Origin of the sequence: Nitratiruptor sp. YY08-10 (assembly GCF_016629565.1) — a bacterium.
Classification (GTDB): domain Bacteria; phylum Campylobacterota; class Campylobacteria; order Campylobacterales; family Nitratiruptoraceae; genus Nitratiruptor.
Genome location: NZ_AP023057.1, coordinates 868,813 through 883,853 on the forward strand (window position 1 = coordinate 868,813; position 15,041 = coordinate 883,853).

Here is a 15,041-nt window from a genome sequence, read left to right on the forward strand (position 1 = left end):
TCGTTGTTGCTTTGCAGAAGGTTTTCGAATACATTTTCAAAAGGAAAATGGGTGAATAAACTCTCTTTATGGATTGATAAGCTCAATAGATTTTTTGCCTATTTCAGTGCTTTGATTGCATTAATTCTTGCCTTTTTGGTTTTTTATGATGCTTTCATGCGCTACCTCTTTCATGAAGGCTCTATCGCTCTGCAAGAGCTCGAGTGGTACTTTTTTGATCTCACTTTCTTGCTTAGCAGCGGATTTGCTCTCAAGCATGATAAACATGTACGGGTCGATATCTTTTATGAGCGTTTTTCTCCAAAGACAAAAGCATTGATCAATTTTTACGATGCATTGCTGCTTATCATTCCTTTTTCAGTGATTATTCTTTACTATTCAGGGATTTTCACATGGCAAAGTTTCTTACAGCATGAGGCATCGAGTGACCCTGGCGGTCTTCCATATAGGTGGCTTATCAAATCAGCGATTGTCCTTTTTGCATTGTTGCTCTTTCTGCAAGCTATCAGTGAAATCATCAAAATTTCGCAAAAAATAGAGTGGAAAAAGGCTTTTTTCATTGCAGTTTTGATCGTGGTTACGGTCGTAGCCTTTCGATTTGTTGATTTGTACTACTTTTTGCACCCGGCTCTTTTGATGTTTGGACTCTCTTTGGTTCTTTTGATGCTTGGATTTCGGGTGGCCTTTGTCTTTGCCGCTTCTGCAATCGTTTTTGCATTGATCGATGCGGATTTGAGCTTTGCCATTTTTAAGATGCTTCCGATGCGCATTTATGGCATCATGCAAAACTTCACGCTGATGGCTGTCCCTCTTTTCATCTTGATGGGGCTCATTTTGGAAAAGAGCCAAATCGCCAAATCTTTATTGGAAAATCTTGGACTGATGTTTGGCAATATCCGAGGTGGACTGGCTGTGGGTGTCGTGATTGTTGGAGCGATATTGGCCGCGGCAACGGGAATAGTCGGGGCAAGTGTGGTGATGATGAGTGTGATAACGCTGCCTGTGATGATCCGCTATGGATATGACAAGACACTTGCTAGTGGAACGATTGCTGCAAGCGGAACACTTGGACAGATCATCCCTCCTTCCATCGTTCTCATTGTACTTGGAGATGTTTTGAGTGTAAGTGTTGGCGATCTGTTTAAATCGGCAGTTATACCAGGACTTTTACTGGTCTTTTTTTATATTGTTTATATTCTTACATTTGCTTTTTTAAAACCAAATGTTGCACCGGCTATCAAACTGGAGAAAAAACCGACTGTTTTGGAACTGACAAAAGCCATCATTCCATCTTTTGCCCTGATTTTGGCAGTGCTTGGATCTATTTTTGCTGGAATTGCCACTCCAACTGAGTCTGCAGCCATGGGTGTCGTGGGCGCCTTGATTTTAACGCTGCTTACAAAAACGCTCAATCAAGAGATGATTGTTTATGTAACGATTGAGACAGTAAAGCTGAGCGCTATGATTTTTACTATTTTGATCGGTGCCACTGCATTTAGTCTTGTTTTTAATGAGATTGGCGGTGAAGAGCTTGTAAAACAGTTTTTTGCCTATCAAATAGGTAATAAAGAGACTTTCTTGCTTGTTTCCATGGCGATTATCTTTCTCCTTGGATTTTTTATCGATTTCGTTGAGATCTCTTTTGTTGTGATCCCTCTTTTTGTTCCGCTTCTTGCACATTTCAATATCGATCCTTTGTGGTTTGGCATCTTAGTGGCACTCAATTTGCAAGCTTCTTTCTTGACACCCCCATTTGGATTTAGTCTTTTTTATCTCAAAGGTGCGGCCGGTGATCTCGTAAAAACAAAAGATATCTATAAAGGTGTCATTCCATATATCCTTTTACAGATCGTTGTGCTTGTAATCATCTATCTCTTTCCATCTTTGATAAAGGTGTTTTGATGTATGATATTGTATATGCCCCATGGCGAAGTGAGTATGTGACGAGGAAAAAAATCAAAGGGTGTGTATTTTGCTATATTGTCAAGCATCCTGAAGAGGATGAAGAACTTGGAGTGCTTTATAGAGCCAAATACTCTTTTGTTGTTATGAACAAATACCCCTATACGCCGGGTCATTTTATGGTTATTCCAAATCAGCATATCGATAATTTGGAAAATTTGCCACAAGAGCATTGGGAAGAGATTTCACGATTGACGAAACAAGGGGTAGCTTTACTGAAAAATGTACTCAATGCCGAGGGCGTCAACATTGGTATGAATTTAGGAGCAGCAGCAGGAGCAGGGATAGCAGAACATATCCACATGCATCTGGTACCAAGGTGGCAAAGGGATACGAACTTTATCACAACAATTGGCCATACAAGAGTCTATAGCACTGATTTTTTCAAAATATATAAGAAACTGAAAAGCCATGCAAAGGAGTATTTTGAAGGGTAGTCTGTATGAACTGCAGCATCTTTTGGATGAGTTTATCAAAGAGCGGGATTGGCAAAAGTATCACAGACCCAAAAATCTTGCCATGAGTATTGCGATAGAAGCGGCAGAACTTATGGAACATTTTCAGTGGTGTGATAAAGATGCCAAAGAGTTTAGCCAATCAGAAAAGGCAGAAATTGGTGAAGAGATGGCAGATGTGTTACACTATCTATTGCGACTCGCCTCGGTCCTTGATATAGATCTGTATGAGGCATCAAAGAAAAAGATTGCAAAAAATCAAAAGCGATTTCCGGTTGAAATGGCAAAAAGTATGAAAAAAAGCGGATGCTAAGGAGAGTGAATGCAAAAAAACAATATAACGGCGATTAAAGCTGCCTGGAATTTTTTTAAGGGAAATTATGCACTCAATTTTGGAGTCTTGGCAATTTTGATAGTTATTAGTCTTTTGGGTGCTATTCCAATTGTTGGAATGCTTTTTGTTTTGGCATACTCCATTTTAAGCCTCAGCGTACAGATCTATTTTGGCAAAGCGCTTTTACAAGTGAAGAGCGAAGAAGAGATGGCCCAGGTAGCACAAGATTCTAAAATAGGGGATTTGCTGATTCAACATCTGCACGTTGCAGCCGGGGCATTTTTGGCTCTTTTCTTGCTTTCGCTTCTTTTTATGGCTCTTATGATGATGGTTATGGGAATGAATATGCATATGGATATGCAAACGATGCAAAACGGTATTGCCGTAGAGCAGGAAATGGCAGCCGGTTTCATGGCAAATGGGATACTTGGATTGGTGATATTGGTGATCGGAGCTTTTCTTTTTTACTTTTTTCCTAGTGTTATGGGAGAGGTGATTCGTTCAGAGACGTTCAATGATGGCTTTAAAAAAGTTTTTTTGCTTTTCAATCCAGGATATTGGAAACGATGCTTCAATAAAGAGTATTTTATCCTCATTCTCATTTGGTCTTTGATTCTTTTAGGCGTTTTTATGCTTTTGATACCGATGTCGATGAGTATCATTCTGTTGCCTCTTGTCCTTGTCATTGCCTATCTTTTGAGTCTTTATAATGCCGGTGTGTACGTTTTTGCTTCAGAATATGCCAAAGAGTAGAGACGAAGGAGAGTAGATGTCGGTTCTAATGGAGATAGCGATGTTTCCAACGGATGTTGGTGAGAGTAAAAGCAAGTATGTAGCTGAGGTTTTAAAGGTTATTGAAGCAAGTGGACTGCCATATCAACTCACTCCCATGGCGACTATCGTCGAGGGAGAGAGTGTGGAAGAGGTGAGCGCGTTGATTCCAAAAATGTACCATGCTCTGGAAAAGATGGGATGCAAACGGGTGTACAGTGTAGTAAAGTTTGATATCAGGCCAGGGAAAAAAGATAGATTAAAACAAAAGGTTGAATCAGTGCAGAAGCATCTCTCTTCATAAGTGGGAGATGGCATATTGCACAGCATTGAGATAACTTTGTGTATTGGCTTGGTTTTTATAGGCAATATCAAAAGCGGTGCCATGATCCACTGAAGTTCGTAAAATGGGGAGATTGAGTGAGACATTGATTGACTCATCAAAATAGAGTGCTTTTAAAGGCGCCAAGCCCTGATCATGGTACATTGCGACAATGTGAGTAAGATTTTTTCTAAAATTTGGCGTAAACGCTACATCAGGTACAACTGGACCGAAAAAGATTTCTTTTTTGACTGCTTTGTTTGCTTTGTCGATCGCTTTTTTTATTACTTTTTCTTCATCGCCCAGTGCTCCCCCGTCACCGGCGTGCGGATTGAGACCCAAAACGGCAACAGGTTTATTAGGCGCAGCTTCACGGTAAAAATCGATTAAAAATTGAGCGAGTCTCTTTTTTTCGATGCAACTCGGTACTTTTTTCAAAGGGATATGTTCCGTAAAAAGAGCTACAAAAAGTTTTGGGCAGCCAAGCATCATGATGGCCTCTTTTTTGAATCTCTTTCGCATATAATCTGTATGGCCCTTGTAGGGGATATTCGCTTTCATCCAAGCTTCTTTATGGATTGGTAGAGTAACTAGCGCTTCGCAAATGCCGGAATTGGTAAATTCAACCGCCTTTTGGAAAGCACGGAACGAAAAAACACCGCTTTTTTTACTCACTTTTCCAGGTTTTATCGGAAAATCGCCTTTGACATACTCTATTTCAAAATCATTTGGAATATGCATATTTAAAAGTCTGGCTGCTTTTTGAATCATTTCATAATTGGTAAAGTAAAGGGGAGTGCAAGACTGTTTGATAATATCATGGCATTTTAGAGCAATTTCTGGGCCGATACCGTTAAAATCGCCAAGGCTAATGGCAATGACTGGCTTCATCGATTAATTCTTTCATCTTCTTTACCGCCTCGAAGAGGCCGTCCCAAATACTTCTAGCGATGATGCTTTGGCCGATATTAAGTTCAATAATATTTGGCATTGCAGCAATTGTTCCGACATTTTGGTAGTTAAGACCATGTCCAGCGGCTACGAGCAGTCCCGATTTTGCAGCGTAAATCGCAGCGTTTTCCAAGTCCCCGATAGCGAGGGAGAGCCTATCTTGCAGTTCTTTTCGAGAAAGTTCCAAAGATTTGATGGAGTGGGGCGTTTTGGATAGATTGGAATAGAGCATTGCATAGATATTTGCATACTCTCCTGTATGCAGTTCCACCATATCGGCTCCCGTATCGGCACAGGCCGCTAGGATTTCGATATCCGGATCGATAAACAAGGAGACATCTATCTCTTTCGCTTTCAGTTTTTCTATGGCATCACTGATGCGCTCATACTGTCCAATGACGTCAAGACCACCTTCTGTAGTCACCTCTTCTCGCTTTTCAGGGACAAGTGTTGCTCTGTGAGGCTTGAGCTGTGCAACGATGTCAATGATATCCGGATCAATGCTGCACTCCATATTCACCGGAAGAGAGGAGAGCTCAATAATTTTTTTTGCATCATAATCGTTGATATGTCGTCTGTCTTCACGAAGATGGATGGTTATCTGATCTGCTCCTGCTCTTTTCACGATGGAAAGAGCTTCTATGGGATCGGGATCATTGATTTTTCTCGCTTCTCTCAGTACTGCAATATGATCGATGTTGACACCGAGTTTCATGATTGTCTCCTTGCGTAAAATGCTTTTTTAAACGCTTTATATTCACCCTTTTGGATTGCTTCTCTTGCTTCTTTCATGAGCGTTAGATAGTAGTGCAGATTGTGAATGGAAGCGAGCCGGTAATATGTCAGCTCTTTTGCTCTGTAAAGATGGTTGAGATAGGCTCTTGTATAGTTTTGACATGTATAGCAGTTACAATTTTCGTCGATAGGGTTTTGATCAAGCTTATATTTTGCAGCTTTGATGTTGAGTCTGCCAAAAGAGGTAAATATCGTCCCGTTTCGTGCATTTCTTGTTGGCATCACACAATCGAACATATCTACGCCTCGGTCGATACATTCAACCAAATCTTCTGGTGTGCCTACGCCCATGAGATATCTTGGTTTGTTTTTGGGCATAAAAGGAGTTGTGAACTCTACTGTATCATACATGACGTTATTTTCCTCTCCTACGCTGAGCCCTCCTATAGCAAATCCGTCGAAATCGAGAGCCGTCAGTTCCATAGCGCTTTTTTTACGAAATACGTAATCGGTTCCGCCTTGGATAATGGCAAAGATATTTTGGCTGGTTCCTATGCCTTGTGCTTGCATTTTTTTGTGGTATTCGATCGACTCTTGTGCCCATCGGGTGGTTCGATCGACAGAGAGTGCAAGACGCTCTTTAGTTGCCGGAAGCGCGACCAGATCATCTAAAATCATCATAATGTCACTACCAAGATTGTATTGGATGTCTAAAACTTTTTGCGGAGTAAAAAAGTGTTTGGTACCATCTATGTGGCTTTGGAATTGAATGCCTTTTTCATTGGCTTTGCTGATATCGCTAAGACTGAAAGCTTGAAAGCCACCACTATCTGTCAGGAAGCTTCGATTGTAACCGGTAAATCCGTGTAGTCCTCCAAGTTTTTTGACCACATCGTCTCCCGGTCTTAGATATAAATGGTATGTGTTTGCCAAAATAATTTGTGTTTGAAGGATGTCTCTCAAGTCGATAGTATCGAGAGATTTTACACTGGCAGCCGTTCCGACAGGCATAAACACTGGCGTTTTTATGGTAGAATGTGATGTTTTTATAGTACAGGCTCTGGCGTTATTGTCGGTAGCGTCAATAAAAAAATCCAATAAATTTCCTTTATAAAGGGGCTTGGTGCAAACCCATGTTTTAGTACTTGCTGATGGAATTGTAGCAAAACATCTATTACAAAGAATTGTAAAAAATCAAGTAACGAACAATCTCTATCATATCGTCTATAACGATCCTGCTATCAAACCCTCACAGAGTGCAGAAAACATTCTTTATTATCATTTTGATCCCACTTCGTTTGTGAAGCTTTCACGCCTCTTTAATAAAAAATATAACGAAGTGATAATCGTTTTAGGCAATAAAATCGATACCGTTGCATCTTTTGAAAACGTTCGAAGACTCGATAACAATGTCAATATTGTCGTGTTGGATAAATGGGATTTAAAGTTTCAAGGAAAAAATTTCCGATTACTCAATGCAAATGAAATTCTTGCTAGCAGGGTAATGGACTATTTCCCAAATGTTCCTGTTATCGCACAAAATGTGGGACTTGGTTTGGGTGAAATTATGGAAGTTCTTGTCCCTTTTGGAAGCAGTTATGTCTATCGGCATATCGGATCCATTGAACAAAAAAACTGGAAAATAGCTGCTATATATAGAAATAATAAACTCTTGCTCCCCACTCCAAGCAGAATGATATGGCCAAATGATATTCTTTTACTTATCGGCGATCCGGATGTTTTGAAAAACGTCTATCGCTCTATCAAAAGAGAAGTGGGACAGTTTCCTATGCCATTTGGTACCAACTCCTATCTGCTTGTGGATATGGAGGAGTTGAGTCCTAAATCGATCCGGCATATGGTGTTGAGTGGAGTATATGCGCATAGCCGTTTCAAAGATAAAAAGCTTTTTATCCGCGTTGTCAACCCAAACGACATCGGACTGTTGCAGTTTATCAAGAATTATGACGGTGATACGATTGAGGTGATGGTGGATTACCGTTACAGATCGTTGCAACAAAATGTTCAAGAAGATCTTGAACATCGGCGTATCGGCCTTTTTATGCTTCATCACAAAACATTCATGAAAAGACATTGTCGCTCGCTTTTATATGAGATGAACATTCCAGTTTTTTCGCTCGCCGACTCATCCTTGTCCAAAATAAAAGAGTTGGAATTGATTTTGACAAAAAATCAAAAACTAGAAACCATATCTTCCATCGTTTTTGATATCGCGATTCAATTAAAAATTTCGTTGAAACTTGTAGAGTATCTTGAACAAAGTTCTGCCCAGACACAAGAGATAATCGAGCATTTTGAAAATCTTGCAAATATTTTTTCCAAACCGATAGTGATAGAAAAAACAAGATCAAATCCCATTCGTATGCTCAGATCGAAAGAAGATTTGCTTTTGGTCTATCCTTTTAGCCAAAAAGTGGCACAATCCACATTTTTTAATCCTTTTTGTACCGATCCGGAAGCTCTTTTTTACAAACTTGGTATGCACCACCAGATGTTTATTCCTGTAACCTAAAAGAAAGAGAACTTTTTTTATAATTGTATAAAACTAAAAAAGGTGATTTATGGAAGTGTTTATAGATCTCAAAAAACACGAGGATCGAAATTATCCGATTCATATCGGTCCGATTGAAACAATACAGCTTACATCCAAAGCGGCAATAGTGACAAATCCCAAAGTTGCCGGACTGCATCTGAAATATCTTTTAAATAAAATCGAAGCTCCAGAACTTTATATCATTACGCTTCCTGACGGTGAGGATTATAAAAATCAAGAAACGATCGATTTTTTACTCGATAGACTTTTTGATCATAAACTTGATAGAAAATCTATGCTTATCGCTTTTGGCGGTGGTGTGATTGGAGATATGACCGGATTTGCTGCTTCCATTTTTCAAAGGGGGATCGATTTTATACAGATTCCTACGACACTGCTTTCTCAGGTGGATGCCAGTGTAGGAGGAAAAACGGGTATCAACAATCGATTTGGCAAAAATCTCATAGGTGCTTTTCACCAGCCAAAAGCGGTCTATATCGACACTCATTTTTTAAAGACACTGCCTCAAAGAGAGTTTTCTGCAGGTGTGGCCGAGATTGTTAAAATGGCAGTTGTTTTCGATAAAGACTTTTTTGAATGGCTTATGAAAAACGATCTTCAAGAAGAAGATAATCTCAAATACGCTATAAAACGATCCGTTGAACTCAAAGCAGCTATCGTGGCCAAGGATGAACGTGAAGGTGGTATCAGGGCGAGTCTCAACTACGGTCACACTTTTGCCCATGTGATTGAAAACGAAACGGGATATAAGCGATTTTTGCATGGGGAAGCGGTGGCTATAGGGATGGTGATGGCAAATGAACTTGCCGTGAAAACCGGGCTGCTGAGCCGAGAGGATGCGGAAAAAATAAAAAATCTGCTGCAACGATACAATTTGCCTGTCTGTTACGAAGTAAAAGATCCAGAGGATTTTTATGAACACTTTTTCTTAGATAAAAAAACGCAAAACGATACGATCAAATTCGTTTTGCCAAAAGGTATCGGAGATTTTGTGATCACAGATACAATCAAAAAAGATCAGATCATCGATGTTTTAAGAGAGTTTGAGAAATGCTGAAACTTTTATTGGTTGTCTTTTGGTCTGTTTTGTCGTTATATGCCGAACAAAATGCTTCAATCCAAGAGCAACAAGAGCAGCAAGAGATCCAAAAGCGGTTCCATCTTCAAGAGTTGCGATCAGATCTCAATCACCTCAAGGAAAAAATTGAGCAAAATATATGGCTCAAAAAGTATGAGAACTATAAGACCTACTATAAAATAAGCAAAGAGCTAAAAGATCTTGATAAACAGATCTGGAGAGCGAAAAGAAGACGGCAAAAAAAGCGATTACAAGATCTTTTGGCAAAAAAAGAGACACTGAAAAATCAACTTGAACTTCTGAAGGAGTATCAGGAATCTCCTTTTATGGAAATCGTCAAACCGCCTACACTTCCCAAACCACCAACTATTCAAAATCCTTTCGACATTATCACGGCACTTTCCTATATCAAACAGCTCAACAGTTCAAAAGAGTACTACTTGCAAAAATTACAAGATATGCAAACGGCGTTGGATCTATTGAATAAAAAGTACCATATTTTGAGCGAAATAGCTAAAATGGATCCTACGGTTATCAAGAAAGATGAACTGGAAGCATTACAAAAGGAGATTAAAGATTTTCAGGAGTCTTTGAGAGTTGCAAAGGAGACTCTGAGAGTTTATAAACGAAAAATTGAAGAAAACGTTTTAAAAACAACAGACGAGATCAAAATCCAAGGAGAAAAGGCATTCCGTATCGGTGCCATTATTTTGGGCATTTTGATGTTTAGTCTCTTTTTGAAATGGATTATCCATAAATATATACAGGATAATCAGCGGGCCTATATGGCAAACAAATTTATAAATTTTCTACTTGCGTTACTTATCATTATGATTCTCCTTTTTTCCTATATAGAGAATGTAGGTTATCTCATTACGATACTGGGTTTTGCATCGGCTGGTATTGCCATTGCGATGAAAGATATGTTTATGAGCCTCCTTGGATGGATGGTGATTGTTTTTGGCGGATCGATCCATGTGGGAGATCGAATCAAGGTCAAACGCAACGGTTTGGAGTATGTGGGTGATGTGGTGGATATCTCTTTGCTACGAATTACGATACTTGAAGATGTCACTTTGACCAGTTACCTCCACAATATCCGATCCGGCCGTATCATCTTTGTTCCCAATAACTACATATTTACCGATTTGATAGCTAACTATACCCATTCCGGTCTCAAAACGGTCTGGGACAATATCAACTTCAATATCACATTTGATTCCAATTATAAAAAGGCTTCTCATATCGCCAAAGAGACGGCAAGGAAATATGCCAAAGGATATACCGATATTGCAAGAAAACAGCTCAACAAACTCAGATCGACCTACCATCTCAAAAATACAAATGTGGATGTGAGGGTCTACACATTTGCAGAGGACTATGGGATTCGTATAAGTTTATGGTATCAGACAAACTCTTATGCTACGTTGACTCTACGAAGTACCATTAGTGCCGAAGTCATCGAGAAATTTTTGCAAGAAGAGGATATCAAAATCACATATCCAGCCCAAAAAATATTCTTGACAAAAGAGGATTTTAATGATAAAAGGTTGCCAAAAGAGATGAAAGAGGCTGAAGCGTGAAAGTTTTTTTTAAAACATTCGGATGTCGGACAAATCTATTCGATACGCAGGTGATGATGAGCAGGCTCAAAGACTTTACCATCACCCAAAAGGAAGAGGATGCCGATATTGTCGTTGTGAATTCCTGCACCGTAACCAACGGAGCAGACAGCAGTGTGCGAAATTATATCAACCGAATGCAAAAAGGGAATAAAAAGATCTATTTGACTGGATGCGGTGCATTTACCAAAGGGGAAGAGCTTTTTGAAAAGAAAAAAGTCCTTGGCGTTTTTGGGCATTCCGAAAAAGAGCGAATCAATGAACTGCTCAAAAAAGAGCATTTTTTTCAGCTTGGCGATCTTGAGTCTGTCGATCAGACTATAGTAAGCGAATTTATCGGCAAAAGCAGAGCTTTTATCAAGATCCAGGAAGGGTGCGATTTCAGGTGCAGCTACTGTATTATCCCCTATGTCAGGGGCAATGCCCGAAGTCTGGATGAATCACTCATTTTGGAACAGATCCAAAAATTGGCGGCAAACGGCTTTGGAGAGTTTATCTTTACTGGAACCAATGTGGGAAGCTATGGGAAAGATAACGGCACTTCTTTGGCGAAACTCCTCAAAAAAACAGCTATGATACGTGGTGTTCGCCGTATTCGTCTAGGTTCTATAGAACCGGTTCAGATCACAGATGAATTGAAAGAGATTCTGGATGAGCCTTGGATGGCAAAGCATCTGCATATCGCGTTACAGCATACCTCAGATAGGATGCTGAAAATCATGAATCGCCGAAACAGAGTTCATGAGGATTTGAAACTGTTTGAAGAGATCGCTTCACATGGATATGCCATTGGAACAGACTTTATTGTGGGACATCCGGGTGAGAGTGAAGCGATTTTCGAAGAGGCGTATGAAAATTTAAAACTTTTCCCTTTGACCCATATACACCTTTTTACCTATTCTAAAAGAGACGGTACACCTTCAGCCACTATGAAGTCCCAGGTACCAGGTAATGTGGCAAAAGGGCGATACAAAAAGATTCAAGAGCTTATCAAACAAAAAAATATCGATTTCAGGGAAAAACAAAGAGACTTGCATGTTCTTGTCGAGGGAGAAAAGAGGGGAAGTTTTTTTGGATATGATCAGTTCTATAACCCTATTTTTATTGAGAGCACATTGGATTTAAAAGGAAATTGGGTTAATATTAGTCAATATGAAGTACGAGAAGAGGGCAATTTTGCAAAGTTCTAAATCAAAAAAGATCATAATCATCGCATTGTCATCTATACTGTTCATAACGCTTACCGCACTTTTTTTTGTGAAGTATTTTCCGCAAAAAAGTATTGATTATACGACCTATCAGACGCTTCTTGAAAACGGCATGATCGATTCAGCGAAGATAGGAAACGAATATGTCTATATAAAAAGTGGCGGTATCGAGTATAAAATCCCAAAAGAGTTTATCGATACGAAAGAGTTGTATAAAAAAGTCCCAATCAAGATGCAGGAAAATTATCAAAATCTCTATGATCTTCTAACAATTATTATTTTGGCTTTTTTTGTGGGGTATCTTGTATACTATCTCAAGCGCCAAAGAAAAGAGCCTATCCCTATCAAGCATCAGATACAGATCGCTCCGGCTGAAACGCCTGAGATGAAGATGGATATCAAGCCGCAAGTGAGTGCTTATACCTTTGATGATGTGGCGGGCATCGATGAAGTGAAAGAGGAGCTTGAAGAGATAATAGACTTTTTGAAAGATCCGAAAAAATATACAAGCTTCGGGGTTCGCATGCCAAAAGGCGTGCTGCTTGTGGGTCCACCAGGAGTCGGAAAGACATTGATCGCAAAAGCGGTAGCGGGTGAAGCCGGGGTACCGTTTTTTTATCAAAGTGGAAGTGCGTTCGTACAGATATATGTAGGTATGGGAGCGAAAAGGGTTCGCGAGCTTTTCAAAAAAGCAAAAGAGATGGCCCCAAGCATCGTTTTTATCGATGAGATCGATGCAGTGGGAAAAGCCAGAGGCGGTATGAGAAATGATGAGCGCGAAGCGACGCTCAACCAGCTTCTTACCGAGATGGATGGTTTTGAGGCTTCCAGTGGGGTCATCGTCATAGGGGCGACGAACAAGATCGAGGTTTTGGATGAAGCGCTTCTTCGACCTGGACGTTTTGATCGAAGAATCTATGTGGCTTTGCCGAACAAAGAAGATAGAATGAAGATACTCAAAATCTATCTTCGAAAGATCCCACACAACGTAGATCTGGAGAAACTTGCAGATATGAGCGTGGGATTTAGCGGTGCCGCTCTAGCCAGTCTTGTCAATGAGGCAGCCTTACATGCTTTGAAGTTGGGAAAAAAAATCGTGGAGTTGAGTGATTTTGAATCAGTCAAAGATAAAGTACTCTATGGCAAGAAAAAACTCCTTGTTTTTGACGAAAAGGAAAAAGAGATTCAAAGTATTTATCAGGCTGCGAAGGCTCTGTGCGCTTACTGGTATGGGGTCGATTTTGATAAGCTTACGCTCGTTGGCGGATACCTCAAAGATATTGATAGAGAGATCGTTTCCAAACAGGATTTCATGTCGAAAATAAAAGCGCTTCTTGCTGGATACGTGGCTTTGCAACTCAAATACAATGAAACCTTCTCCAATGCTGCAGAAGATTTGAAACGGGTAAAAGTGCTTGCTGAAGAGATGGTGGTGCGATACGGTATGGGAGAGAGACTTTTTGCCGATATTAACGATGCGATCAAGCTTGTGGAGGAAGCGAAAGCTGAACTCAAAGAGTATCTAAGCAGCCATTTTGCACTGGTGGAAAAGATAGCAACCTATCTTCAAGAGCATGAGTCTGTGACGAAAGAGGATGTGAAGAGGATCGTGGATGCAGTTTTTTAGCGGTTTTGGCTTTCACAATGAAAAAATCCTTTTTCTCGATATTTTGAATCGAAGTGATTTTACGATAGCAGGATTTAGTTATGGAGCGCAAAAAGCGTTTCAAGAAGCACTAAAACTGGTACAAGAGAACAAAAGAGTCGATACGTTACAACTCATATCGCCTGCATATTTCGATGAAGAGCCAAAAGAGTTCAAGCATAAACAGGTCTTGTCTTTTGTGAAAAACCAAGATGCCTATTTGCAGTTTTTTTATAAAAAAGCTATCTATCCATCCAAAAAAGATTATTCAAAATTTTTTACGCAACCATCTTTAGGTGATCTTAAAGCACTTTTATTTTTCATCTGGGATGACAAAGCACTGGAGTTTCTGGTTCAAAGTGGAGTTCATATCGAAGTCTATATAGGTGCATTGGATAAAATTGTCAATCCGCAAAAAAGCAAAGATTTTTTTCAAAAATATGGACAGGTCTACTACATCAAAGATGTTGGACATCTATTAAGGGGGAGTAATGGATAAAATCAAAATAGGCGTTGTAACAGCCAGTGACAGGGCAAGTGCGGGAATTTATGAAGATATCAGCGGCAAAGCGATCATGGATACGATGAAAGAGTATCTTTTGAACGATTTCGAGATAGTATATCGCTGTATTCCCGATGAACAAAAAGAGATTGAAAAGGCTTTAATAGAGCTTTGTGACGAGGAGGGATGCGCACTGGTCGTGACGACTGGCGGGACAGGCCCGGCACCAAGAGATGTGACCCCAGAGGCTACAGAAGCAGTTTGCCAGAAGATGATGCCAGGTTTTGGAGAGTTGATGCGCTCTGTAAGTCTCAAATATGTTCCAACGGCAATTCTCTCGCGCCAAACTGCCGGGATACGGGGGAAAAGCCTCATTATCAATCTGCCTGGAAAGCCAAAAAGCATCCGAGAATGTCTTGATGCGGTTTTTCCGGCAGTTCCGTATTGTATCGACCTCATAGGAGGACCATATATCAAGACAAATGAAGATGTGATTCGAGCCTTCAGGCCAAAGGCGAAATAATGAGCGATATTACGCAAAAATACAAAAAGTGCATGGATGAACTGTTGAAAGATCTGGAAGCGGAGTTTATGCAAATCATAGCGAACCCGAAACTGGACAAAAAGCAAAAGAACCTGAAAACAAAGCCACTTGTGACGAAAAAGCAGATTTTGATCAATACTCTCGAAGCGTTGGAATTAGTGGATAGGAGCAGCCATGAAGAGTAAACATATACGACTTATACCCATGTATCTACTCGCTCTTTTTTTAGTGGCATCCATTCTATTTATTTTCGTTGCTCCAGTCTACATGGTAAACAAGGTACAAAGTGACGCAAAGAAGCCAAAAGAGCAAAGAGAGCTGATCTACAGAAAATAGT

Annotated in this window: 17 protein-coding genes; 14 read left to right on the plus strand and 3 right to left on the minus strand. The window is 40.0% G+C overall.

The window, feature by feature from the left end; all coding sequences use genetic code 11:
• Nucleotides 1-51 precede the first annotated feature (51 nt).
• The 5 genes from JG735_RS04735 to JG735_RS04755 are packed head-to-tail and all read left to right on the plus strand — an operon-like array spanning nucleotide 52 to nucleotide 3,826.
• On the plus strand, nucleotides 52-1,902 hold the full coding sequence (locus tag JG735_RS04735; protein ID WP_201335675.1) for a TRAP transporter large permease subunit: 1,851 nt from the start codon (nucleotides 52-54) through the stop codon (nucleotides 1,900-1,902).
• Nucleotides 1,902-2,399: an HIT domain-containing protein gene (locus tag JG735_RS04740; RefSeq protein WP_201335676.1), complete on the plus strand. Its 498-nt coding sequence runs from the start codon at nucleotides 1,902-1,904 to the stop codon at nucleotides 2,397-2,399. Before JG735_RS04735 ends, JG735_RS04740 begins: the two co-directional genes overlap by 1 nt.
• Nucleotides 2,389-2,730 carry a nucleotide pyrophosphohydrolase gene (locus JG735_RS04745; protein ID WP_201335677.1) on the plus strand — a complete coding sequence of 114 codons (342 nt, stop codon included), beginning with the start codon at nucleotides 2,389-2,391 and terminating at the stop codon, nucleotides 2,728-2,730. Before JG735_RS04740 ends, JG735_RS04745 begins: the two co-directional genes overlap by 11 nt.
• 9 nt (nucleotides 2,731-2,739) lie before the next feature.
• Nucleotides 2,740-3,504: a hypothetical protein gene (locus JG735_RS04750; protein ID WP_201335678.1), complete on the plus strand. Its 765-nt coding sequence runs from the start codon at nucleotides 2,740-2,742 to the stop codon at nucleotides 3,502-3,504.
• A gap of 16 nt (nucleotides 3,505-3,520) precedes the next feature.
• Entirely contained in the window at nucleotides 3,521-3,826 is a 306-nt protein-coding gene (locus JG735_RS04755) for an MTH1187 family thiamine-binding protein (protein ID WP_201335679.1), read from the plus strand.
• On the opposite strand, the gene pdxA is transcribed toward JG735_RS04755, so the two are convergent.
• From pdxA to tgt, 3 genes are read right to left on the minus strand one after another with little or no spacing between them, the layout of a single operon-like run.
• Nucleotides 3,821-4,735: a 4-hydroxythreonine-4-phosphate dehydrogenase gene (gene pdxA / locus JG735_RS04760; RefSeq protein WP_201335680.1), complete on the minus strand. Its 915-nt coding sequence runs from the start codon at nucleotides 4,733-4,735 to the stop codon at nucleotides 3,821-3,823. The genes JG735_RS04755 and pdxA overlap by 6 nt on opposite strands.
• The gene (locus JG735_RS04765; protein ID WP_201335681.1) at nucleotides 4,713-5,510 is read right to left on the minus strand and encodes a pyridoxine 5'-phosphate synthase; all 798 of its coding nucleotides are present in this window, start codon (nucleotides 5,508-5,510) and stop codon (nucleotides 4,713-4,715) included. The genes pdxA and JG735_RS04765 overlap by 23 nt, the downstream gene beginning before the upstream one ends.
• Nucleotides 5,507-6,628, minus strand: a complete 1,122-nt coding sequence (tgt, locus tag JG735_RS04770; protein WP_201335682.1) for a tRNA guanosine(34) transglycosylase Tgt — start codon at nucleotides 6,626-6,628, stop codon at nucleotides 5,507-5,509. Before tgt ends, JG735_RS04765 begins: the two co-directional genes overlap by 4 nt.
• A gap of 25 nt (nucleotides 6,629-6,653) precedes the next feature.
• Between tgt and JG735_RS04775 the strand changes: the two genes are divergently transcribed.
• From JG735_RS04775 to JG735_RS04815, 9 genes are read left to right on the plus strand one after another with little or no spacing between them, the layout of a single operon-like run.
• Nucleotides 6,654-8,063, plus strand: coding sequence for a COG3400 family protein (locus tag JG735_RS04775; RefSeq protein WP_201335683.1), 1,410 nt, complete (start codon nucleotides 6,654-6,656; stop codon nucleotides 8,061-8,063).
• A 49-nt stretch (nucleotides 8,064-8,112) separates the two neighbouring features.
• Nucleotides 8,113-9,162 (plus strand): 3-dehydroquinate synthase, encoded by a 1,050-nt coding sequence (aroB, locus tag JG735_RS04780; RefSeq protein WP_201335684.1) that lies wholly within the window; start codon nucleotides 8,113-8,115, stop codon nucleotides 9,160-9,162.
• The gene (locus JG735_RS04785) at nucleotides 9,156-10,766 is read left to right on the plus strand and encodes a mechanosensitive ion channel domain-containing protein (protein ID WP_201335685.1); all 1,611 of its coding nucleotides are present in this window, start codon (nucleotides 9,156-9,158) and stop codon (nucleotides 10,764-10,766) included. The genes aroB and JG735_RS04785 overlap by 7 nt, the downstream gene beginning before the upstream one ends.
• Before the next feature lie 53 nt (nucleotides 10,767-10,819).
• On the plus strand, nucleotides 10,820-11,995 hold the full coding sequence (mtaB, locus tag JG735_RS04790; protein WP_370583471.1) for a tRNA (N(6)-L-threonylcarbamoyladenosine(37)-C(2))-methylthiotransferase MtaB: 1,176 nt from the start codon (nucleotides 10,820-10,822) through the stop codon (nucleotides 11,993-11,995).
• Nucleotides 11,958-13,640 carry an ATP-dependent metallopeptidase FtsH/Yme1/Tma family protein gene (locus JG735_RS04795; RefSeq protein WP_370583448.1) on the plus strand — a complete coding sequence of 561 codons (1,683 nt, stop codon included), beginning with the start codon at nucleotides 11,958-11,960 and terminating at the stop codon, nucleotides 13,638-13,640. Before mtaB ends, JG735_RS04795 begins: the two co-directional genes overlap by 38 nt.
• Nucleotides 13,627-14,157 (plus strand): pimelyl-ACP methyl ester esterase BioV, encoded by a 531-nt coding sequence (bioV, locus tag JG735_RS04800; protein ID WP_201335688.1) that lies wholly within the window; start codon nucleotides 13,627-13,629, stop codon nucleotides 14,155-14,157. Before JG735_RS04795 ends, bioV begins: the two co-directional genes overlap by 14 nt.
• A complete protein-coding gene (mog, locus tag JG735_RS04805) occupies nucleotides 14,150-14,683 on the plus strand; it encodes a molybdopterin adenylyltransferase (RefSeq protein WP_201335689.1) in 534 nt (177 codons plus the stop codon). Before bioV ends, mog begins: the two co-directional genes overlap by 8 nt.
• Nucleotides 14,683-14,889, plus strand: a complete 207-nt coding sequence (locus JG735_RS04810; RefSeq protein ID WP_201335690.1) for a hypothetical protein — start codon at nucleotides 14,683-14,685, stop codon at nucleotides 14,887-14,889. Before mog ends, JG735_RS04810 begins: the two co-directional genes overlap by 1 nt.
• Nucleotides 14,879-15,040, plus strand: coding sequence for a hypothetical protein (locus JG735_RS04815; RefSeq protein ID WP_158297273.1), 162 nt, complete (start codon nucleotides 14,879-14,881; stop codon nucleotides 15,038-15,040). Before JG735_RS04810 ends, JG735_RS04815 begins: the two co-directional genes overlap by 11 nt.
• Nucleotide 15,041 lies beyond the last annotated feature (1 nt).